The organism is Mesorhizobium onobrychidis, from assembly GCF_024707545.1.
Lineage (GTDB): Bacteria > Pseudomonadota > Alphaproteobacteria > Rhizobiales > Rhizobiaceae > Mesorhizobium > Mesorhizobium onobrychidis.
Map to the genome: position 1 here is coordinate 3,514,350 of NZ_CP062229.1, position 19,966 is coordinate 3,534,315.

The 19,966-nt window shown below is 64.1% G+C and carries 23 protein-coding genes and 1 tRNA gene; 9 read left to right on the top strand and 15 right to left on the bottom strand.

What is annotated here, in order from left to right; genetic code table 11:
- The first annotated feature begins 68 nt into the window (after positions 1–68).
- Entirely contained in the window at positions 69–479 is a 411-nt protein-coding gene (locus IHQ72_RS17460) for a winged helix-turn-helix transcriptional regulator (RefSeq protein WP_258123570.1), read from the top strand.
- 92 nt (positions 480–571) lie between these two features.
- Here the strand turns inward: IHQ72_RS17460 and IHQ72_RS17465 are convergent, their stop codons facing one another.
- Complete coding sequence (locus tag IHQ72_RS17465) at positions 572–1,333, bottom strand: glutathione S-transferase family protein (protein ID WP_258123571.1); 762 nt, start codon at positions 1,331–1,333, stop codon at positions 572–574.
- A gap of 99 nt (positions 1,334–1,432) precedes the next feature.
- Here IHQ72_RS17465 and IHQ72_RS17470 point away from each other — a divergent pair, with 99 nt between their 5' ends.
- Positions 1,433–1,891: a MarR family winged helix-turn-helix transcriptional regulator gene (locus IHQ72_RS17470; protein WP_258123572.1), complete on the top strand. Its 459-nt coding sequence runs from the start codon at positions 1,433–1,435 to the stop codon at positions 1,889–1,891.
- A gap of 26 nt (positions 1,892–1,917) precedes the next feature.
- Here the strand turns inward: IHQ72_RS17470 and IHQ72_RS17475 are convergent, their stop codons facing one another.
- The gene (locus tag IHQ72_RS17475; protein WP_258123574.1) at positions 1,918–2,346 is read right to left on the bottom strand and encodes an anthrone oxygenase family protein; all 429 of its coding nucleotides are present in this window, start codon (positions 2,344–2,346) and stop codon (positions 1,918–1,920) included.
- Positions 2,347–2,527: 181 nt separating this feature from the next.
- Between IHQ72_RS17475 and IHQ72_RS17480 the strand changes: the two genes are divergently transcribed.
- The 3 genes from IHQ72_RS17480 to IHQ72_RS17490 all read left to right on the top strand — a co-directional run bounded on the left by IHQ72_RS17480 (position 2,528) and on the right by IHQ72_RS17490 (position 5,547).
- A complete protein-coding gene (locus tag IHQ72_RS17480; RefSeq protein WP_374120398.1) occupies positions 2,528–3,193 on the top strand; it encodes a TetR/AcrR family transcriptional regulator in 666 nt (221 codons plus the stop codon).
- A gap of 24 nt (positions 3,194–3,217) precedes the next feature.
- A complete protein-coding gene (ilvC, locus tag IHQ72_RS17485; protein WP_258123577.1) occupies positions 3,218–4,237 on the top strand; it encodes a ketol-acid reductoisomerase in 1,020 nt (339 codons plus the stop codon).
- Positions 4,238–4,626: 389 nt separating this feature from the next.
- On the top strand, positions 4,627–5,547 hold the full coding sequence (locus tag IHQ72_RS17490) for a DUF3592 domain-containing protein (RefSeq protein WP_441338649.1): 921 nt from the start codon (positions 4,627–4,629) through the stop codon (positions 5,545–5,547).
- On the opposite strand, the gene IHQ72_RS17495 is transcribed toward IHQ72_RS17490, so the two are convergent.
- Positions 5,507–5,791: a PilZ domain-containing protein gene (locus IHQ72_RS17495; RefSeq protein WP_258123578.1), complete on the bottom strand. Its 285-nt coding sequence runs from the start codon at positions 5,789–5,791 to the stop codon at positions 5,507–5,509. The genes IHQ72_RS17490 and IHQ72_RS17495 overlap by 41 nt on opposite strands.
- Positions 5,792–5,993: 202 nt before the next feature.
- A complete protein-coding gene (locus IHQ72_RS17500; protein WP_258123579.1) occupies positions 5,994–6,590 on the bottom strand; it encodes a BA14K family protein in 597 nt (198 codons plus the stop codon).
- Positions 6,591–6,746: 156 nt separating this feature from the next.
- Here IHQ72_RS17500 and IHQ72_RS17505 point away from each other — a divergent pair, with 156 nt between their 5' ends.
- Complete coding sequence (locus IHQ72_RS17505; protein WP_258123580.1) at positions 6,747–7,859, top strand: endonuclease/exonuclease/phosphatase family protein; 1,113 nt, start codon at positions 6,747–6,749, stop codon at positions 7,857–7,859.
- 12 nt (positions 7,860–7,871) lie between these two features.
- The gene (locus tag IHQ72_RS17510) at positions 7,872–8,588 is read left to right on the top strand and encodes a hypothetical protein (protein WP_258123581.1); all 717 of its coding nucleotides are present in this window, start codon (positions 7,872–7,874) and stop codon (positions 8,586–8,588) included.
- A gap of 99 nt (positions 8,589–8,687) precedes the next feature.
- On the opposite strand, the gene IHQ72_RS17515 is transcribed toward IHQ72_RS17510, so the two are convergent.
- The 4 genes from IHQ72_RS17515 to IHQ72_RS17530 form a co-directional block, all read right to left on the bottom strand.
- Positions 8,688–8,930 carry a hypothetical protein gene (locus IHQ72_RS17515; RefSeq protein ID WP_258123582.1) on the bottom strand — a complete coding sequence of 81 codons (243 nt, stop codon included), beginning with the start codon at positions 8,928–8,930 and terminating at the stop codon, positions 8,688–8,690.
- 128 nt (positions 8,931–9,058) lie between these two features.
- Positions 9,059–10,276 carry an ABC transporter permease gene (locus IHQ72_RS17520; protein ID WP_258123583.1) on the bottom strand — a complete coding sequence of 406 codons (1,218 nt, stop codon included), beginning with the start codon at positions 10,274–10,276 and terminating at the stop codon, positions 9,059–9,061.
- Positions 10,277–10,278: 2 nt separating this feature from the next.
- Positions 10,279–10,983 carry an ABC transporter ATP-binding protein gene (locus IHQ72_RS17525; RefSeq protein WP_374120370.1) on the bottom strand — a complete coding sequence of 235 codons (705 nt, stop codon included), beginning with the start codon at positions 10,981–10,983 and terminating at the stop codon, positions 10,279–10,281.
- 4 nt (positions 10,984–10,987) lie between these two features.
- Entirely contained in the window at positions 10,988–12,280 is a 1,293-nt protein-coding gene (locus IHQ72_RS17530; RefSeq protein ID WP_258123584.1) for an efflux RND transporter periplasmic adaptor subunit, read from the bottom strand.
- Between the two features lie 112 nt (positions 12,281–12,392).
- Between IHQ72_RS17530 and IHQ72_RS17535 the strand changes: the two genes are divergently transcribed.
- Both IHQ72_RS17535 and IHQ72_RS17540 read left to right on the top strand, forming a co-directional pair.
- On the top strand, positions 12,393–13,304 hold the full coding sequence (locus IHQ72_RS17535) for a PhzF family phenazine biosynthesis protein (RefSeq protein ID WP_258123585.1): 912 nt from the start codon (positions 12,393–12,395) through the stop codon (positions 13,302–13,304).
- A gap of 162 nt (positions 13,305–13,466) precedes the next feature.
- Positions 13,467–13,542 (top strand) — tRNA-Lys (locus IHQ72_RS17540).
- Between the two features lie 116 nt (positions 13,543–13,658).
- Here the strand turns inward: IHQ72_RS17540 and cobT are convergent.
- From cobT to cbiE, 7 genes are read right to left on the bottom strand one after another with little or no spacing between them, the layout of a single operon-like run.
- On the bottom strand, positions 13,659–14,669 hold the full coding sequence (cobT, locus tag IHQ72_RS17545; protein WP_258123586.1) for a nicotinate-nucleotide--dimethylbenzimidazole phosphoribosyltransferase: 1,011 nt from the start codon (positions 14,667–14,669) through the stop codon (positions 13,659–13,661).
- Positions 14,670–14,693: 24 nt separating this feature from the next.
- Positions 14,694–15,455, bottom strand: coding sequence for an adenosylcobinamide-GDP ribazoletransferase (locus IHQ72_RS17550; RefSeq protein WP_258123587.1), 762 nt, complete (start codon positions 15,453–15,455; stop codon positions 14,694–14,696).
- The gene (locus tag IHQ72_RS17555; protein WP_258123588.1) at positions 15,452–16,765 is read right to left on the bottom strand and encodes a cobyrinic acid a,c-diamide synthase CobB; all 1,314 of its coding nucleotides are present in this window, start codon (positions 16,763–16,765) and stop codon (positions 15,452–15,454) included. Before IHQ72_RS17555 ends, IHQ72_RS17550 begins: the two co-directional genes overlap by 4 nt.
- Positions 16,762–17,580 carry a uroporphyrinogen-III C-methyltransferase gene (gene cobA, locus IHQ72_RS17560; RefSeq protein WP_258123589.1) on the bottom strand — a complete coding sequence of 273 codons (819 nt, stop codon included), beginning with the start codon at positions 17,578–17,580 and terminating at the stop codon, positions 16,762–16,764. Before cobA ends, IHQ72_RS17555 begins: the two co-directional genes overlap by 4 nt.
- Positions 17,577–18,341 (bottom strand): precorrin-4 C(11)-methyltransferase, encoded by a 765-nt coding sequence (gene cobM / locus IHQ72_RS17565; protein WP_258123590.1) that lies wholly within the window; start codon positions 18,339–18,341, stop codon positions 17,577–17,579. The genes cobA and cobM overlap by 4 nt, the downstream gene beginning before the upstream one ends.
- Positions 18,338–18,724, bottom strand: a complete 387-nt coding sequence (locus IHQ72_RS17570; protein WP_258123591.1) for a cobalamin biosynthesis protein — start codon at positions 18,722–18,724, stop codon at positions 18,338–18,340. Before IHQ72_RS17570 ends, cobM begins: the two co-directional genes overlap by 4 nt.
- Complete coding sequence (cbiE, locus tag IHQ72_RS17575; RefSeq protein WP_258123592.1) at positions 18,721–19,965, bottom strand: precorrin-6y C5,15-methyltransferase (decarboxylating) subunit CbiE; 1,245 nt, start codon at positions 19,963–19,965, stop codon at positions 18,721–18,723. The genes IHQ72_RS17570 and cbiE overlap by 4 nt, the downstream gene beginning before the upstream one ends.
- Position 19,966 lies beyond the last annotated feature (1 nt).

The following is a 19,966-nucleotide window of genomic DNA, read 5'->3' on the forward strand; positions in this document are numbered from 1 at the left end:
ATAGGAATTGACAGACCTCCGTAAAGAAGGCAGTTTTGCGGGAGGTAGGCAGGCGCAGGGAACCAGCGATGGACGGCAAAATCGTCAGTCTGAGATCGAAACTCGAGATTTACAAAGCGGGCAGCGGCGGGGGCAACATTGCGGACTGTCCGGTTCGCGATGTGATCCAGGGCATCAGCAACAAATGGAGTTCGCTGCTGATGATGGCGCTGGCAGAAAAGCCGTACCGGTTCGGCGAATTGCGGCGGCTGGTACCCGACATTTCACAGCGCATGCTCACCCAGACGCTGCACGATTTGCAGCGCGACGGTTACGTCCATCGCGAGGTGTTCCCGACCAAGCCGCCGAGCGTCGAATACAGTCTGACCGATCTCGGACGTTCGATGTTCGGACCCCTGCACCAGCTGCTCCAGTGGGCCGAGCTCAATCATGGCGCTGTGCGCGCCGCTCGCGCCGCTTTTGACGATACCGACACTTAACCCAACGCCAAGAGCGACGGCTTGATTTGGCGATACCGCTGAAGGATCGGTGGTGGCTGGAACCGTGGTCGATCCGTTCAGGCGGATCGGTATCAAGGAAGCGCGGCGGCCGCCTCGTTGCGGCGGATGAGTTTCGAAAGGTGCGAACCCTTCGCTTGCAGGAATGCATGAAGGCGCTGTGGATAGTCTGGGGTGACAGCGTCCTTCACCGACTTGCGTTCGTGCAATCCCTTCCGCCAGGCCTCGACAAGCGGCTTTCCGCTCAGGATGCCGAAATCGCCGATCCGATCGAAGGCGTCGAAATAGCGAAAGACTGGTCCATAGACAGCATCGACCATTGAAAAGCGCTCGCCGGCGAACCACGGCCCAGTTCGGCCGGCCGCCAGTTCCTCTTCGAGACGGTCGAACATCGCCGACAGACCTTCGCCTTCGGCAAGGAAGGCGGCCTCGGTCGGCGCGGAATAGAATCGACCGATGGCGTTGAGGATGGCCGAGCCAAACTCGACCCAGGCGCGGTGCCGGGCCCGGGCCAGCGGGTCGGCAGGATGGAGTGGGGGCCGTTGCGTTTCCTCGAGGAATTCGAGGATGACCGCCGATTCGAAAATCACCGTTTCCTCGCCATTTTGCTGCACGCGCAGCAGCGGCACCTTGCCGAGCGGCGATATCGCCTTGAACCAGGCCGGCTTGTTGGCGAGATCGATGGTGAAGCGTTCGAACGGCACGTCTTTTTCGGCGAGTGAGATCGCCGCGCGCTGCACATAGGGACAAAGGTGGTGGCTGACGAGAACGAGCTTGTCGGACACCAGGCTGCCCGTCTCCGGGATGTCGCCGATCTTGCAGATTTCATGTTTCATGGCAGTGTCTTCGGATATCAATGCAGTTGCATGTATATAGATGCATTTGCATTCACGTGCAAGCTTGATGCAATTGCATCTATCCCCTATGCTGCAATCATGACGGAGAAAACCAATCCTTCGCCCGCGGCCATCAAGGCCTGGGCGCGCCTGATGCGCGTTTCGCGCCAGCTGGTGGAAAGAGCCGAAGATGCGCTGAAGGACAGCAGCTTACCGCCGCTTGCCTGGTACGATGTGCTGCATGAGCTTGCCGAAGCCGGCGAGGGCGGCCTGCGGCCGTTCCAGCTGATCGAGCGCACACTGTTTGCGCAATATAACATCTCCCGGCTACTGGCGCGGCTCGAAGCGGACGGGCTGGTCGAGAAGCTCAGGGTTGCCGATGACGGGCGAGGACAGACTATCCGCATCACCGGCAAGGGGCGCGAGATGCGCCGCCGCATGTGGGCCGTCTACGGACTGTCGATCGCGGAGCTGGTCGGCGCCAGGCTTTCAGATGATGACCTCGACACCTTGTCGGCTCTGCTTGGTCGGCTGCGCCATCCAGCCGCCCTCGAGTGATGTGGCCTTTGCTGAACGTCGCGACGTCAGACACTTCCCCAGAGGAATGCCAGTGCCGCCAGCACGCCAAGCATGACGCGAACCAGATGCAGATTGCCCCATTTGACGATCAGCGCCCTCGCTTGCGGATTGACGGCAGCCGCGTCCATCGCCTCCAGCAATCGGTTTGTCGGCATCATTGCGATCAGCGTCCATGGCCAGGGCAGGATGATCAGCACCGCCGCGAGCAGATAGGCGAGACTGCCCGTCTGCCACCAGGCAACGACACCAAGAACACAGGCGACGACGGCGATCGACGCCTGCATGGCGGCGCCGCGCTTGTAGGCGGGCTGCCATTCCTGCAGCAGTGCCCTGTCATCGAGGCGAAGCCGCGCCGGCTGCTCGGCGACGCTGACATAGATGGCGGCGCCCGCGAAAGCGGCGGTAACGGTCAGTGCAAGCAGGCCGACGAGCATCTTGCCTCCGTGACATGCCGTTCCAGTGGAGGCCGTTCCAGTGGAGGCCGTTCCGGTCTGGAAGGCGTCAAAAAGCGGAGATAGGGCTTGCACCGGGTCCGACAATACGTCATAGACATGCCGAACCGTAACGTACGGTACGGACCTGGCTGCCGCCGTCATCGAGCAGGAAAAGAGTTTGTTGCAGGCAAGCGTCGACATCGACACCGGCGAAGCGCTGACGGAGCGGCAGAAAGCCGTGCTCGACGCCGCACTTCGCCTGCTGGTCGAGGAGGGCGACCAGTTGACCATGACCGCCGTGGCGCGGCGGGCGAGCTGTTCCAAGGAAACGCTCTACAAATGGTTCGACGATCGCGACGGGCTTTTGACGGCAACGGTGCAATGGCAGGCGTCCAAGGTGCGGGTGGTGCCGGTCGACCGCAAGGGGCTCGATCTTGCCTCGCTGACGGCGAGCCTAGAACGCTTCGCCTCGGACTGGCTCAAGGTGATTTCGAGCGATACCTCGATCGCGCTCAACCGGGTGGCGGTCGGCCGTGCCGGCCCAATCCGGCGCAAAGACGGCAAGAACGATCTTGGCGCCATCGTGCTGGAGAACGGCCGCTTCGCGCTGGCCAGACGCCTGAAACCGGTGCTGGAGGCCGGTCGGCAGGCGCGGCTTCTCGAGTTCTCGGATGCCGAAACGGCATTCCGCACCTTTTTCGGGCTGGTCGCCCGTGACGTGCAGATCCGCCTGCTGCTCGGCGACCGGCTGGAATTGACTGATGCGGCGATCGGCGGCGATGCCGTCCGGGCGACGCAGCAGTTTCTCGCTCTTTACGGAGCAAAAACCGGGCCGCAAGGCCTCTGAATTCAAAACGGGAAGGAAAGAAAAATGCGTGTCTATTACGATCGCGACGCCGATCTCAACCTGATCAAGGGCAAGAAGGTCGCCATCATCGGCTATGGCAGCCAAGGCCGGGCGCATGCGCTCAATCTCAAGGATTCCGGCGTTAAGGATATCGCCATCGGCCTCAAGGCCGGCTCGGCGACCGCCCAAAAAGTCGAGGCCGACGGGCTCAAGGTGATGAGCGTGGCGGAGGCCGCCAAATGGGCCGACCTGATGATGATGGCGACGCCCGACGAGCTGCAGGCCGACATCTACAAATCCGAGATCGCACCGAACATCCGCGATGGCGCGGCGATCGCCTTCGCCCACGGCCTCAACGTGCACTTCGGCCTGATCGAGCCGAAGGCCTCGGTCGATGTCGTCATGATCGCGCCGAAGGGGCCTGGCCACACCGTGCGCGGCGAATACCAGAAGGGCGGCGGCGTGCCGTGCCTGGTCGCGGTCAACCAGGACGCTTCGGGCAATGCGCTCGATCTCGCCCTGTCCTATGCCTGCGGCGTCGGCGGCGGCCGTTCGGGCATCATCGAGACCAATTTCCGCGAGGAATGCGAGACCGATCTGTTCGGTGAACAGGTGGTGCTGTGCGGTGGTCTGGTCGAGCTCATCCGCGCCGGCTTCGAGACGCTGGTGGAAGCCGGCTACGCGCCGGAAATGGCCTATTTCGAATGTCTGCACGAGGTCAAGCTGATCGTCGACCTGATCTATGAGGGCGGCATCGCCAACATGAATTACTCGATCTCGAACACCGCCGAATGGGGCGAATATGTTTCGGGCCCGCGCATCATCACCGCCGACACCAAGGCCGAGATGAAGCGCGTGCTGAAGGATATCCAGACCGGCAAGTTCACCTCGGAGTGGATGCAGGAATACCGCGCCGGCATGTCGCGCTTCAAGGGCATCCGCCGCAACAACGACAGCCACCAGATCGAGGAAGTCGGCGCCAAGCTGCGCGCGATGATGCCGTGGATTTCGAAGAACAAACTGGTCGACAAGGCCAAGAACTGATCGAAATCCACGTTCGTTTTCTTGCGCGTCCTCGGGCTTCGCCCTGCGGGCGCGCGGGAGATTTCGAAGAACAAGCTGGTCGGACAGGGCCAAAAAATTAATTCGCAATTTATCATTGCACAGGAAAAGCCGGCGGATCGCTCCGCCGGCTTTTCCGCGAACGTGACAGGGCGCGTTGTCCTCGCCATCGTGGTATGCGTGTGCTGGGCAGCGTACGCCTTGCCGAGGGGGCAGGTTTGGAACTCAAATTTCTGTTGATCGGGTTTGCATGCGTGGTCGCCGGCATGCTGACCGTTGTCACACTGTTGAAGTGCAGAGAGGTGAGGGCGGTCAGCCGCTGGTTTCCGACTCCTGGAAAGATCCTCTCGTCACGAGTGGAGGCTCGCGAAGTGACCAGTTCGGGATCCGGCTCGGGACGCAGAGGTTCAACCGAGACTCGAAGCTTCCCGGCGATCACCTTCGAGTACAAGGTGGGCGGGAAAACGTTCCGCAGTTCGCGCTACAGCGTGCAGGAGAATGTCGGAAACTTCGCCGTTCCCGAAACCCTTGCGCGGTTTCCCAAGGGAGCCGACGTAACCGTTTTCTATGACCCTTCCGATCCGGCCAAGGCCGTGATCGAGCGCAACCTGCCCGATGGCGCCCTCAAGTTCATGGTCCAGCTTTCGGCGGGGCTGTTGATTGGCGCCGTTGTGTTGGTCTTCTCCATCGGCGGCGTCCTGGAGGCGATCAGGCCGCATTTGCCCAAGCCGCAGAACCTCGGCGCGGAGGCCCTGCTGCTTGTGATGGGGCTATTTACCTTGCGCATGCGCTTTGCCCACAAGTCGCTAGCGGAACAGGCGGCCAGATGGCCTGTCACCACGGGACGCATCGACGCATCGGGCCTGCAGAAATTCCAGATCCGCGACAGGTTGAAGGGCGGTGGGTACCGGCCTTGGCGAACGGTCTTCAAATCCCGCGTCGTCTATAGCTATAGCGTCGCCGGCCAGCGCTATGCCGCCGACCGCGTCGCTTTCGGCTCGAATCTGACGGCCTCGCTGCCAAGCCTCGTCAGCGGTCAATCGCAGCGCTACCTCCAGGGCGACAAGGTCGAGGTCCACTACGATCCCGCCAATCCCGCTGCGGCCGTTCTCGAATGCAGGGTGCGAGGACTTTGGGTCCTGTGGGCCTCCGCCTCTGCCTTCCTTGTCGGGCCGCACTGCTCGTCGGGGTATTCTAGGAGATTTTCTCTCCTAACTTCGTCGACTGCTCAGAGGACGCGGTTCGGGGGATTTAGCCGTAGTGCCAGTGGGGCTTTGGCTCGGTGCCGATGAACATGATGCCGATGCGGTCCTCGCGGCGCCAGCGGACCACTGCCTTGTAGGCGATGCCGTCGGTCGGCACATAGAGCAGGAATTCGTCGGGCACGCGAGCATCGATCGAGACCTTCAGTTCGGCGCCGCCGTCATGCATGTTGCGCACCGTGCACGTGACCTCGGACCTGGTCATGCCGGTCAGGATCGTCGCGCCCTTGAAGACGCGCTGCCTGCGTTTGTCCCGGTGTTCGTCTTCAGCCATCGCGCGCCAATCCCCGGCGATCGTCGCATTTCATGTGGTGCGATCGGCAAGATAACTAGGCCTGCCGGATAAACATAGCGTTATCGTCGGCGGCGAAACGATTTCGCGGTGCCCTGGCCGGACAAAGAACAGTTCAGAAGAAGGCTGAGCCAGACGGAAACGGCGCCGCGAGGAGCGGCGCCGTCTGGAATGCATCAGTCGATCAGCGATAGGGCGACCAGCATTGCTGGCGCGGGCCGTTATAGGGTTGGAACGTGTTGTCCCAGGTGCGATACGACCGGTAACGATTGTAGCACCAGCGGACATGGGCGCTCGAATAGTAACCGTTGTTGTAGTAGCCCCGGTTGTAGTAGCCCTGGTTGTAGTAGCCCTGGTACAGGCTGCCAAGGCCGAACCCAAGGCCCAAACCGAGAAGCGCGGCGGCGCCGTCGTCGTCGTCGTAGTAACGGCCGTAATAGCCGCCACCGTAGTAACGGCCGTAATTGCCGCCACCGTAGTACCGGCCACGATTCTGGCGCCAGTGCCGCCCACCGTTCCAGTTGCCACGGTTCCAGTTGCCACGGTTCCAATTGCCACGGTTCCAGTTCCTGGCTCCTGAGAAATTACGGCCACGCATCCAGACGTTATTATTGCCGCCAGCCCAGCCATCGCGCACCGGCACGATTTCGCGTGCCGCGGCAGCAGTTGGGAGCGGGACGTCAGGCTGAATGGGCCCGGCCATGGAAGGCGCCGAGAGGCCGGAAACAAGACCCAAGGCCAACATGCCCGATCGAATGGTAGTCAAAAAGAGCGGTTTCATTTCACTCTCCGAAGTTTCAGGCCCCACGCTCAGGTTAACCCTAATCATGGACCTTTGCGTCTGAACGGAAGATGAACGGAAAGGTTCCATCAACCATGAATGGGCATCGCCCAGCCCCCTTGTTTTCGGCTGCGCTTGTGGGCAAAGGTCACCGCCATGTCCCTGCGCCTCGCCACCTTCAATGTCGAAAACCTGATGAACAGGTTCGATTTTTCCGGATACCGCAACCAGCTCAACGAAGATCGCACGCTGGCGCTTTTCGACATCCAGAGCGAGGCCGAGTACAAAATGCTGGAACAGGCGCGGGAGATCGCGCTATCCGACGATACGCGCCAGCTGACGGCACTGGCCATCGCAGCCACCCGCGCCGACATCATCTGCATGCAGGAGGTCGACAATATCGAGGCGCTGAAGGCTTTCGAATATGGCTATCTGTTCAAGATGGTTGGGCATGGCTACCGCCAGAAATACACCACCGCCGGCAATGATTCGCGCGGCATCGACGTCGCCGTGATGATGCGCAACGAGACCGCGCAGGGCCACCCGATCGAATTCGTGCGCATGACAAGCCACGCCTATGTCACGTTCGAGCAGTTCGGCTTGTACACGCCGGAACTGGCAGCGTTAGGGCATCAGGCCAACCAGCGCATCTTCCGGCGCGACTGCCTGGAAATCGACCTGACCGTCGGTGGCGTGCCGCTGACGCTGTATCTGGTGCACTTCAAGTCGATGGGCTCGCCCCGCAACGGTCTCGACGGGCGCCAGGCGACAATGCCGCTGCGCATCGCCGAGGCGCAAGCGGTGCGCCGGATCATCGAGGAGCGTTTCGGTGGGGATCATGCCGCCGACAAAAGCTGGGCGATCTGCGGCGACATGAATGACTATCGGCAGCGCGTGAAGATATCCGGCGACGCCTTTGACGGCTACCGCTTCGAGGTGATCGATGAGAGCCAGTCCTGCCTCAGCGTGCTCACCGCCGGCGGCTTTTGCGAGAATGCGGTCGAGCGGCGCCCGGAGATGGACCGTTGGACCTTATACCATACGCGCGGACCGCAAGAGCGGCATCTGTGCCAGCTCGACTACATCCTGTTGTCGAAGGCACTGGCAGCCAAGAATGCGACCGCCGTTCCCGACATCATCCGCAACGGCCAGCCCTGGCGCACGATCTTTCCGGCGGGCCAGGAGGTGGACCGCTTTCCGCGTGCCGGCTGGGACCGGCCGAAGGCGTCGGATCATTGTCCGGTGGCGATCACCCTGGAAATAGCCTGAGGATCGTTTTCGTTGAGCTTCGACCTGCCACGCAACATCATCCTGCCGGTCGACGCCGTCGACGTCAGGCTCGACCCCGGCCCGCATCCGTTCGAACGCGATAATGCGCAAGCGATCGCCGAGAATTGGCGGCGTGAGACGGTGGCCAACCCGGCGCTGTTCGACGGCACCGTGGTGCTGCTTTCGGCGCTCAGTTATCGCGACAACAGCCTCGTCGGCCGCTGCCATGCGGTGCGCTACTCGACCTTCATGCTTTGGCGCGGCAATCGCCATGTGGCTGGGGCCGAGCACGCCTATGCCCATGCCATGCTGGTCGCCGGCGACAATGCGCTGGTGGCGATCCGCATGGCGCGGCACACGGTCAATGCTGGCCGCGTCTACTTCGCCGCCGGCTCGTTCGAGCCGACCGATTTCCGCGATGGCCTTGTCGATGTCGACTTCAACATGATCCGCGAGGTGCGGGAAGAAACCGGCCTCGACCTTGCCGGCGCGACACGCGGCAGGCGCTACTATGCCCTGTCGACGGCAACCGGCACGGTGATCTTTCGTCGCTATCGCGAGACGGCATCCGCCGACGAGGTCGCGCAGCGCATCAGTGCCTTTGTCGCCACCGAGGCAGAGCCAGAAATCGACGGGCCTGTCATCATCCGCAATGCCGACGAGCTGCCGGGCGGGCTGATGCCGCACATGAAGCCACTGATCGAGTGGCATTTTGCCGGCCAGGACTGACGCATCGGCCCGAAAATCGGAATCGATTTTCGAAAAGCACGATGCAAAGATTCAAAGTGCTAGAGCGTACTTTGTGCGTCCAAGTGGACGCACGTCGCTCTAACGACGCATTTTGTTTTCGATGGTTTTGCGGTCGTTGCGGGCAGCGACGAAAAACAGCACGACGCCGACACCCAGCAGCGCACCCATCGCCGTTCCCATCGTCTGACCGACAACCTGCTGGAAATCAGCGGTGACGCGATCAGGATTGTCCATGCCGTAACTGGCCAGATACCACCAGAGGCCTGCCAAGGCGGCCTCAACGATCACCACCGCCAGAATCAGGCGCTCTTTCTTGCTCATACTTCCCACCCCCCCTGAGGTCATATTAGCCCTGGCGATTATACTAGCACCGCAGATTGAGCGGCGACAGGGAAGAGGCGAAAGACCACCAAAAAAGCTTAAACAGCCGAAACGTCGCGTGACGCCCTCTATTCATGCCTGAGCGCGTCGATCGGATCGAGCCGCGCGCCGCGCAGCGCCGGGAAGAAACCGAACACCATGCCGATCAGCGCCGAGAAGCCGACAGCGAGCAGGATCACCGCCGGGCTTGGTGCGAACGGGATGGCCAGCGTCAGCGAGGCGAGGCCGGCCAGTGCCAGGCCGATCAGGATGCCGATAATGCCGCCGAGCAGCGACAGCACGGTCGCCTCGACCAGGAACTGGATGAGAATGTGCCTTTCATGCGCGCCGATGGCCAGCCGGATGCCGATCTCGCGGGTGCGCTCGGTGACCGACACCAGCATGATGTTCATGATACCGATGCCGCCGACGAGCAGACTGACGCCGGCGACCGCGCCCAGCATGCCGGTCATCGTCGTGGTGGCGCTGGCCATGGCGTCGGCGATCTGGGTCATGTCGCGGATCGAGAAATCGTCCTCGCGGTCGGGCGTGATGCGGCGTGTGTCGCGCAAGATGTCCTCGACGCGTGGCAGCAGCTCGGTGGTCGACGTCCGGTCGTCGGCGGCGACGTAGATCGAGTCGATGTCGCGGTTGCCGGCGATGCGGCGCTGGTAGGCGGCGAGCGGCATCAGCACGACATTGTCCTGGTCCTGGCCGAAGCCGGTATAGCCCTTCGGCTCGAGCAGGCCGATGATCTTGCACGAGGTGCGGTTGACGCGAATGATCTCGCCTTCGGGGTCGCCGGCGCCGAAGAACTGCTGGCGCACGGTTTCGCCGATCAGGCAGACGCCGGTACCCGAGCGGATTTCCGAATCGCTGAATGGGCGGCCCGAAACCAGCTTCCAGTCGCGCGCATCGAGATAGGCGCTGTCGGTGCCGGTGACACCCGACGTCAGGCTCTCGGTGCCGAAGATGACGCGGACCTGCTTTTGCGATGCGGGCGAGATGGCGCGGGCGCCGCTCAGGTGTGCGACAAGCGCGGCAAGTTCCTTGCTGCCGAGCGGACGTGTGGCCTGGTCGAGCCCTCCCGGTCCGCCGGGCCCGGCTGGGCGGCCGGGACGGACAACGAGCAAATTGCTGCCCAGCTTGGAGATATCGGCCTTGACCTTTTCGGTGGTGCCCGAGCCGATGGTGAGCATGGCGATGACGGCGGCGACACCGATGACGATGCCGAGCAGCGTTAGGAACGAGCGCAGCACGTTGCGGCGGACCGAAAGCAGCGAGAGGCGGACGGTTTCCCAGATCACGGTTACACCACCTCAAGGTTCATGGCGTCGGAGGCGACGTGGCCGTCGAGGAAGCGAATTGTGCGCTCGGCGTAGCCGGCGACGTCGGCCTCGTGGGTGACCATGGCGATGGTCAGGCCAAGCTCGGTGTTCAGCCGCGTCAGGAGTTCCATGATCTCATGCGTGCGTGCGGTGTCGAGGTTGCCGGTCGGTTCGTCGGCGACGAGCAGGGTTGGCCTGGTGACGATGGCGCGTGCGATCGCCACGCGCTGCTGTTGGCCGCCGGAGAGCTCGGCTGGCGTGTGGTGCTCGCGGCCGACAAGGCCGACCTCGGCCAGCGCCTTCATGGCGAGATCGTGACGCTCGCGGGCGGCGACGCCGCGATAGATCAGCGGCAGTTCGACATTCTCCACCGCGGTGGTGCGCGGCAGGAGATTGTAGCCCTGGAAGACGAAGCCGACATAGCGATTGCGCAGCAAGGCGCGGCGGTTGCGGTCGAGACGGCCAGCATCGATGCCCATGAAGCTGTAGGTTCCTGCCGTCGGCGTGTCGAGGCAGCCGATGATGTTCATTGCCGTCGACTTGCCCGAACCGGACGGGCCCATGATGGCGACGAATTCGCCGCGGCGGATAGCAAGGTCGACGCCAGCCAGCGCATGGACCGTGGCTTCGCCCTGGCCATAGCTTTTCCAGACCTTGTCGAACGTGATGAGCAGCGAGCCTGACATGATTTCAGCTCCGCTGCTGCGCTGCGGTGATGACTTGCGCGCCTTCTGCGAGACCGGAGGTGATCTCGGTCAGTTCGCCGTCGGTGGAGCCGATCTTGACGCTGACCGGCCGGGGCCGGCCATTCTCCAGCACGTAGAGCGTGCGCGAGCCGTCGGTAGGCTGCGCCGTCGGCTGGCGCTGGCGGTTGCCGCCTGGACGGCCCATACGGCCCGTGAACAGGTCGCTCAGGCTCCACGCGCGGGCGGCTGTTTGCGCCGGCCGATAGCGAAAAGCGATGGCCGGCACGGTGAGCACGCCCTTGGCCTGCCTGGTGACGACCGAAACGGTGGCAGTCATCCCAGGCCGTAACAGAAGCTCGTTGTTGTCGACCTCGAACCGCGCGTCGTAGGTGACGACGCCGTCGGTGGTGACCGAAGCATAGGAGATGTCGCGGATCTCGGCATCGAACGGCCGTTCCGGAAAGGCGTCGACAGTAAAGCGCGCATGCTGGCCGGGCTTGACCGCGCCGATGTCGGCCTCGTCGACCGCTGCCTTCAACTCCATGTTTCTGAGGTCGGCGGCAATGACGAACAGCACTGGCGCCTGCAGCGAGGAGGCAACCGTCTGGCCGGGATCGACCGAGCGCGTCAGAACAATGCCGTCGATGGGCGCATAGATGGTGCTCTTGGCGAAGTCCGTCTGCTGCGCCTTGAGATCGGCATTGGCGATGGCAAGATTGGCTTTGGCGCTGTCGAGTGCTGCCTTGGAGCGGTCGCGCGTCGCTGTCGCCGCTTCAAGCGACTGGTCCGTCGCCATGCCGCGTTTGGTGAGCGCCGCCGCGCGCACAAGCGCCCTTTCGTTTTCGGTGAGGGTTACGGTGGCGTCCTCGACATTGGCGGCCGCCGCCTTGGCGGAAGCCTCGGCGCGCTCGATCTGCACCTCCAGCTTGGCGGTGTCGAGCGCCGCCAGCACATCGCCCTTCTTCACCTGCTGGTTCTCGTTGACCGCGACCGAGCGAACGACGCCGGACAGTTCGCTCGAAATGTCGACTTGGGTGAGCGGCTGCAGCGTGCCGGTGGCCGATACCTCGACGGTGAGGTCGGCGACTGCGGCCGGCACCGTGGTATAGTCGATCTTGGCTGGAGACCCGGCATACCACTGGTAGCCGGCGAGGCTTGCGGCGATGACCACCAGCACAAGCAGGCCATAAAGCCAGCCGCGACGGCGCTTCTTCTTCAGACCAAGATGGTCAAGTCCGAGTGCCGTCTCTATGTCGGAAGTGGATTCCGTCTTTGGCAGATTGACAATCTGGTCCACGCCGGACCCCTATAAACAGTGATGATCCCATCAGTGCACAGATCAGGCCTAATGGTTCAAATATCAAATTAAATTTCGCCCATGTTGGGATTGAGGCAGAAGGCTTTCTACAATGCTGACCCGGAATTACTTACTTTACGACGTGTTCACCACCGAGCGGCTGGCCGGCAATCCGCTGGCCGTCGTGCTTGACAGCAAGGGGCTGGACACGGCCGCGATGCAGGCCACCGCTCGCGAGTTCAACCTGTCGGAAACCGTTTTCGTGCTGCCGCCTGACAATCCCAAGCATCGCGCCCGCATCCGCATCTTCACGCCCGATTATGAGATGCCGTTCGCTGGCCATCCGACTGTCGGTTCCGCGATCGCGCTTGCCGAAATGGCTGGCGATGGCGACACCGCCGGCATCTTCGTCCTGGAGGAGAATATCGGCCCGGTGCGCTGCGCCGTCAGCAAGCACGATGGCGCCACCTTTGCCGAGTTCGACCTGGCCAAACTGCCGGAGCCACTGGAACTTGTCGCTGACCCGGAGGCGATCGGCGCGGCACTTGGGCTGGGGCCGCACGAAGTCGGCTTCGAAAACCACCGCGTCTCGTTCTGGTCGGCCGGCGTGCCTTATGTGACCATCCCCGTCGCTGGCCTTGAGGCGGCGGCGCGGATAAGGCTGGACAACCAGGCGTGGTCGGAACTGGCACCCCGCAAGAGCGAATGGGCCCTTGCCAGCCCGTATGTCTATTGCCGCGAGACGGTGAACTACGACAGCGCCTTCCATGTCCGCATGATCGTGCCGGGCAATCCTTCCTATGAAGATCCGGCGACCGGTTCGGCGGCCGCGGCCTTCGCCGGCGCGATCATGCACTACGATGGCCCGAGGGAGGGTGTTTCCCAACTCTGGATCGAGCAAGGCTTGGAGATGGGCCGGCCTTCGCGCATTCGCCTCGAACTGAATGTCGAAGGCGGCAAACTGGCCGCCGCCCGCATCGGGGGCCATGCGGTAAAAGTGGCGGAAGGCAAGCTGTTTGTCTGACAAACCATGCTCCGTCATCCTAGGGTCTCTGCTCCGCTTCGCGTTCGCTCCGCCCTAGGACGACGAAACCCGGCGCGATTTGTCGGGAAATGAATCCGGCAGGGCTGGACATGGCGGATGGCGGCGGCTATATGCCCGCCGACGCTGGTTTTACCGGCGAGTGGGTGCGTAGCTCAGTTGGTAGAGCAGCTGACTCTTAATCAGCGGGTCACAGGTTCGATCCCTGTCGCACCCACCAAAGATTTCAAAGACTTAGGTGGAAAGTTCCCTGGAACAGGGTGAGAACGTGAGACGATAAATGCCGTCTCACGCCCCTGTATCGAGCCGTGTCGCCTCTCATGAGTTTGCGAGCATTTACTTCTCCGAAACACCAGCCTCTGCAAAACTTGCCATACGGGCATGACATTCGAGCGCCGAACGGACGATGTTGACGGCGAGGCAGGCGCCTGAGCCTTCGCCGAGCCGCATGCCGAGATCGAGCAGCGGCGGCAGGCCGAGCGCTTCGAGCAGGCGGCGATGGCCGGATTCGGCAGAGACATGGGCGGCAAGCGTGTGGGCGAGGCCGGCGGGGTGCAATCTTGCCAAGGGTGCGGCGGCGGCGGTGCAGACGAAGCCGTCGAGCAGCACTGGCACGCCGTGATGGCGCGCGGCCAGCGTCGCACCGAAAATGGCGGCGAGTTCGCGCCCGCCAATGGCTGCTGCGATCTTCAGCGGGTCGGCAAAGCCCTCGGCATGGCGCTGGAGGCCGGCCTCGATGGCGGTGATCTTGCGCACCAGGCCGGCATCGTCGACGCCGGTGCCGCGCCCGGTCCATTTTTCCGCACCACCACCGAACAGGGCGGCTGAAATGGCCGCCGCCGGTGTAGTGTTGCCGATGCCCATCTCGCCGAAACAGACGAGGTCGAGGTCTTTCGTCACTGCGCCGTAGCCGGCCGTAACCGCGGCGAGGAAGACCTCGTCGTCCATTGCCGGCACTTGCGTGAAATCGCCGGTCGGACGGTCGAGGTCGAGCGGAATGACGTCGAGTTCGGCGCCGGCGATGCGGGCCAACTGGTTGATGGCGGCGCCGCCGCCGGCGAAATTCGCCACCATCTGCACGGTGACCTCCGACGGGAAGGCCGACACGCCCTGTGCGGTGACGCCGTGGTTGCCGGCAAAGACGAAGACTTTGACGCGGTCGAGCTTCGGCATGTCGCGGCCCTGCCAGCGAGCAAGCCATGCCACGATGGTTTCCAGCCGGCCGAGGCTGCCTTGCGGCTTGGTCAGCGTGTCCTGGCGGCGGGCGACTGCATTTGCCGCGGCGTCGCTGCCGGCAGGCAGGTCGAGGCAGGCCGCGCGCAATTCATCAAGCGATTTGAAAGGCATGGGGGCAAAGTCTCCGAAACAGAGTCAGGGAAGGCAAACGGAAGCGACGAGCAGGATTGCGATTTCGCCAAACTGCTGCAGCGCGCCGACCGTGTCGCCGGTTTGGCCGCCGATCTGGCTGAGGCACAGCATACGGAAGGCGGCAAACAACAGGCCGAGCAGGATGAGCGCGGCGACCGCGCCACCGAACCCTAGCGTCAGCAGCGCGACGGCGCCGAGCACGGCACCGGCAATGGCGGTTTCGGCCGACACGGGGCCTGCATCGGCCGAGAGGCCGTCGCTGCGCGCCGCCGGCAACAGATGCATGAAAGCGCCGAACAAGCCGCGCGAAGCGGCATGCGCGGCAATGAGAGCCCAGAACACGTGGGCCGGGCCGGCGAATTCCGAAAGCACGCTCCAGCGGATCAGCAGCGACAGAGCGAGCGCGCAGGCGCCGTAGGCGCCGATGCGGCTGTCGCGCATGATCTCCAGTTTTTTCTCGCGTGTCTTGCCGCCGCCAAAACCGTCGGCGACATCCGAAAGTCCGTCCTCATGCATGCAGCCGGTGGCGAGCAAGGTTGCGGCCAGGGTCAGTGCTGCTGCCGGACCGACGGCAAGGCCGAGCCAGGTCCCGATCGCGTAAACCAAGGCGCCAAACAGAGCGACGGCGAGGCCGGAGACCGGCGCTGCCCAGATCGCGGCAGCAAGGCTGCGGTCCCGGAAATCGACGACCGGCAGCGGCAGCCGGGTGAAGAAGACGAAGCAGAGCGCGATGTCATCGAGCGCTTGGCGGGGCGAGGCGGTCATTCGCCCCTCGCAATGGCATGGAAGAATGTGCCGCTGACATGGCCGCGGCGATAACCGGAGGCACCGAGCTGATTGCCTTGGCCGTCAGCGAGGTCGGCTAGGGGTTCGTCGTTGCCGGTGGCAATCATCTGCGCATAGTGGAATTCGTGGCCGCGGATCAGCGTGCCGTCGGCTCCGAGGGGGCAATCGGCACGCAGTCGCGCCTCGCGATAGCCGAGGTTCATCTTCCGTTTGGCAAAACTGGTCGAGTGACCAAGCAGGCCGAGCATCCTGTGCGTCTCGCCCGATGCGTCCTCCAGCGCCTCGCCCAGAACCATGAAGCCGCCGCACTCGCCATGCACCGGCCGTGTTGCCGAAAACGCCTCAATGCCGGCGCTGAAATTTGCAGCCGCTGCAAGTCGGCCGGCGTGAAGCTCGGGATAGCCGCCGGGCAGCCAGCAGACGTCGCAATTGCCGGCCGGCGCTTCGTCGGCGAGTGGCGAGAAGGGGACGATTTCCGCCCCGGCCTTGCGCCAATGTGTGGCGACATGCGGATAGAGGAAGGTGAAGGCAGCGTCCTCGGCCAGCGCGATGCGCTGGCCCGGCGGCGGCAGCGCATCGCCGAAACTGCCGGGAGCGGGCGCCAATGGCGCCGCCAGCGCCATGATGGCGTCGAGGTCGAGCGATCTTTCGGCCATGTCGGCCAGCCGGTCGAGGTGGGCCATCAAATTCTCATATTCGCCGGCCTGGACGAGGCCAAGATGCCGCTCCGGCAGGTTGAGCTTCGGGTCGCGCAATATCGCGCCAACGACAGGCAACCCGAGCGCCTCAATGGCATCGCTGCACAGCCGCCGGTGGCGTTCACTGCCCAGCCGGTTGAGCACCACACCGGCCATGCGCACATCGGGGTCATATGTAGCAAAACCCTTCGCGATGGCCGCCGCCGTGGTCGACTGTCCGGAAACGTCGAGCACCAGCAGCACCGGCAGCCCGTAAAGCCGGGCAAGATCTGCAGCCGCGCCGGTGCGGCCCCGAGCAGCGGGAATCCCGTCGAACAAGCCCATCGCGCTTTCGAGGAAGATGAAATCGGCGTCTTCAGTTGCGTCGCCTGCCAGCGCGTTGAGCAGCGCAGGTGGCATCGCCCAGCTGTCGAGATTGACACCGGAAAGGCCTGTCGCGGCGGTGTGGAAGCCGGGATCGATATAGTCGGGGCCCGACTTGGCGCCGCGCACTTTCAGGCCGCGCCTGGCGAGCGCGCGCAGGATACCGATTGTGACGCTGGTCTTGCCCGAGCCCGAGCGCGGCGCGCCGATGATGATCGCGCGGGTCATGGCTCGCCCGCCAATGCCGCGCGCATCGCGACGATGCCGCCGACGACGATCAGCGCCGGCGCGGCAAGGCCGGCGGCAGCCGCTTCCTCGGCGATGGTGGCGAGCGTGGCGACGACGATACGCTCCTGCGGCGTCGTCGCGGCAACGATCACTGCCGCCGGCGTCGACGGCGCCAGTCCGCCCCCGAGCAGCGAGGCTGATATCAGCGGCAGATTGGCCATGCCCATATAGACGACGACCGGCTGGCCGGTGCGGGCGATTGCTGCCCAGTCGAGGTCGTCATCGGTGCCGGCGGCGTGGCCGGTGGCCAGGATCACCGCCTTGTTGATGCCGCGCATGGTGGCCGGGATGCCGGCACCGGCAAGCGCGCTGAGGCCCGAAGTCAGGCCGGACAGGACGCGGAACGGGATGTTTTCGCGCGCCAGCGCCAGCGCCTCTTCGCCGCCGCGACCGAAAATATAGGGGTCGCCACCCTTCAGCCTGACGACGCGGCGACCTTCTCGCGCCAGCCGAACCAGCAGAGCGGTGATGTCGTCCTGCTTCATCGATGGCTGGCCGCCGCGCTTGCCGGCGTAGAACAGCTCCGCGGCCTCGGCGACAGCGACGATATCGGGCGATACCAGCGCGTCGTAGACGAGCGCATCGCACTGCCCAAGCGCGGCCAGCACTTCCAGCGTCAGGCAGCCGGGATCGCCGGGGCCGGCGCCGGCCAGCCAGACATGGCCCGGCTCCAGCTGGCGCGGCTTGAAGTTCAGCCGGACCAAAGCCTGTTCGATCGTGGCGTTTCCGCTGTTGTTTCCGGTGCCGTCGTTCACAATCCGTCCCGCCCGCGAAAACGCCGCTGGTAGTGGGCGTCGTAAAGTGAACTCTCGCGAAAGCCTTCCGCTGCCAGCGAACGGCCGACGAAGATGATTGCCGTGCGCTCCATCGGATCGGCGGCCAATTGCGCCTCGATCGTCGCGAGCGTGCCGGTCAGCACGCGCTCGTCCGGCCAGGAGGCACGGAAGACGACCGCTACCGGGCACTCGGCGCCATAGCATGGCGTCAGCTCGGCGACGACACGGTCGATCGCGTGGACGGCAAGGTGTATGGCGAGCGTGGCGCCGGTGCGGCCGAAGCCGGCCAGGGTTTCGCCGGGCGGCATTTTCGAGGCACGACCGGAGATGCGGGTCAGCACCAGGCTTTGCGCGACTTCGGGAACGGTCAGCTCGCGGCGCAGCGCTGCCGCGGCGGCTGCGAAAGAGGGCACGCCCGGCGTCAGCGTATAGGCGATGCCGTGCTTCTCCAGCCGGCGGATCTGCTCGGCGACAGCGCTCCACACTGACAGGTCGCCGGAATGCAGGCGGGAGACATCATGGCCGGCCTGGTGGGCCGCCAGGTACTCCGCTTCGATCTCGTCGAGCGACATCGGCGCGGTGTCGATCAATTTCGTGCCGGGCGCGCAGTGCTGCAACAGTTCCGGGGCGACGATCGAGCCGGCATAGAGGCAGATTGGGCAGCTTGCCAGCAGCCGGCTGCCGCGCAAGGTGATGAGGTCGGCCGCGCCCGGTCCGGCGCCGATGAAGTGGACGGTCATGCCGCATCTCCGCTGATGGCGATGGCGCAGGTGACCGGGCCAAGCACGGTTCGCGGCCCAAGCAGTTTCGCGCCTTTCCCTGCGGCGGCAAGCGCGGAGGCTTCGGAAACCGACGGCGTGCCGGCGCGCTCCTGTGACAGGCTCGAGTGGCTGATGACGCGCGACGACGCAGCCTTGAGTTCATCGTCCTCGACAACGATCACTGGCAGGGCGAGTTCGCGCCCCGCCGAAAAGATTGCCTGCTCGTCCTGCTTCGGAGAAGCAGTTGCGAGCGCCGAAAGCGCCGTCATCGCCAGCCCTTGGGCTTCCAGCGCGGTTTCTATCGCCGCAAGAATGTCTTGCACACCCACGCCTTTGCGGCTGCCGATGCCCGCGATCATCATGGCTTGACCCAGCTCCATTGGGTGACCGGCATAGCCGGCCGCCATGCCTGCATCGAACCAACCGGTGAAGCACGAGATATAGAGATGCGGGTGAGATCGCCGCCGAGCGCGGCGTGACGGGCGAGAAGCAGCGCCTCCATCTCCAGCGTCACCGCGTTGGCGACCAGCCGGCCGCCAACACGCAGGGCCTTGATCGCCGCGCCCAGCACGCCGGTATCGCTGCCGCCGCCGCCGATGAAGATCGCATCGGGCGTGCCTAGCTTGGCAAGCGCCTTTGGTGCCGAACCTTCGACCACCACAAGGCCGGGCACGCCGCAATGTGAAGCATTGCGGTGGATGCGGGCGGCGCGGGTTGGATCGGCCTCGATGGCAATGGCGCGCATCGTGGGATGGGCCAGCATCCATTCGATGCCAATTGAGCCCGAGCCGGCGCCGATGTCCCACAGCAATTCGCCGCGCTTGGGGGCGAGGGCGGACAGGGTGATGGCGCGGATCTCGCGCTTGGTGATCTGGCCGTCATGCTCGAACAAATGATCGGCAAGGCCCGATGTCAGCGGCAGGATGCGTGCTTCCGAAGTTGAGTCAACTTCGATTGCCAGAACGTTGAGCGGATTGATCTTTTCGAGGTCGAAGGCGTCCGCGCGCGCCGAACGCAGCCTTTCGTTCGGGCCGCCCAGCGCCTCCAGGATCGTCAGCTGCGAGGCGCCGAAATCGAGTTCGGTCAACAGGCGCGCAATCGCCGCCGGCGCATCGCCGTCCGAGGTCAGCACGAGGATACGGCTGCCCGGATGCAGCAACGGCCGGATGAGGTCAAGCGAGCGGCCGTGCAGCGAAATGGTCTCGATATCCTGCAGCGCCCAGCCGAGGCGGGCGGCGGCCAGCGACATGGCCGAAGGCGCAGGAATCACCTGCATCTCTTGGGAAGGAATCTTGCGAGCAAGGGTGACGCCGACACCGTGGAAGAACGGATCGCCCGACGCCAGCACGCAGACTCGCCTGCCGGAAAACGCCAGCACGTCGCGCATCTCGGCATCGAAAGGGATCGGCCAGGCACGTGCCTCGCCTTTGGCGAGTGACGCGACAAGGGCAAGGTGGCGCGTGCCGCCGAAGACGAATTCGGCCTCGGCGATCAGCCGCTTGGCCTCTTCGCCGAGACCCGCTACACCGTCCTCGCCGATACCGACGATTGTTAGCCATTTTTCGGTGAGCCAGGCGGCGCGCGATTGAGCTTCAGCAGGCATG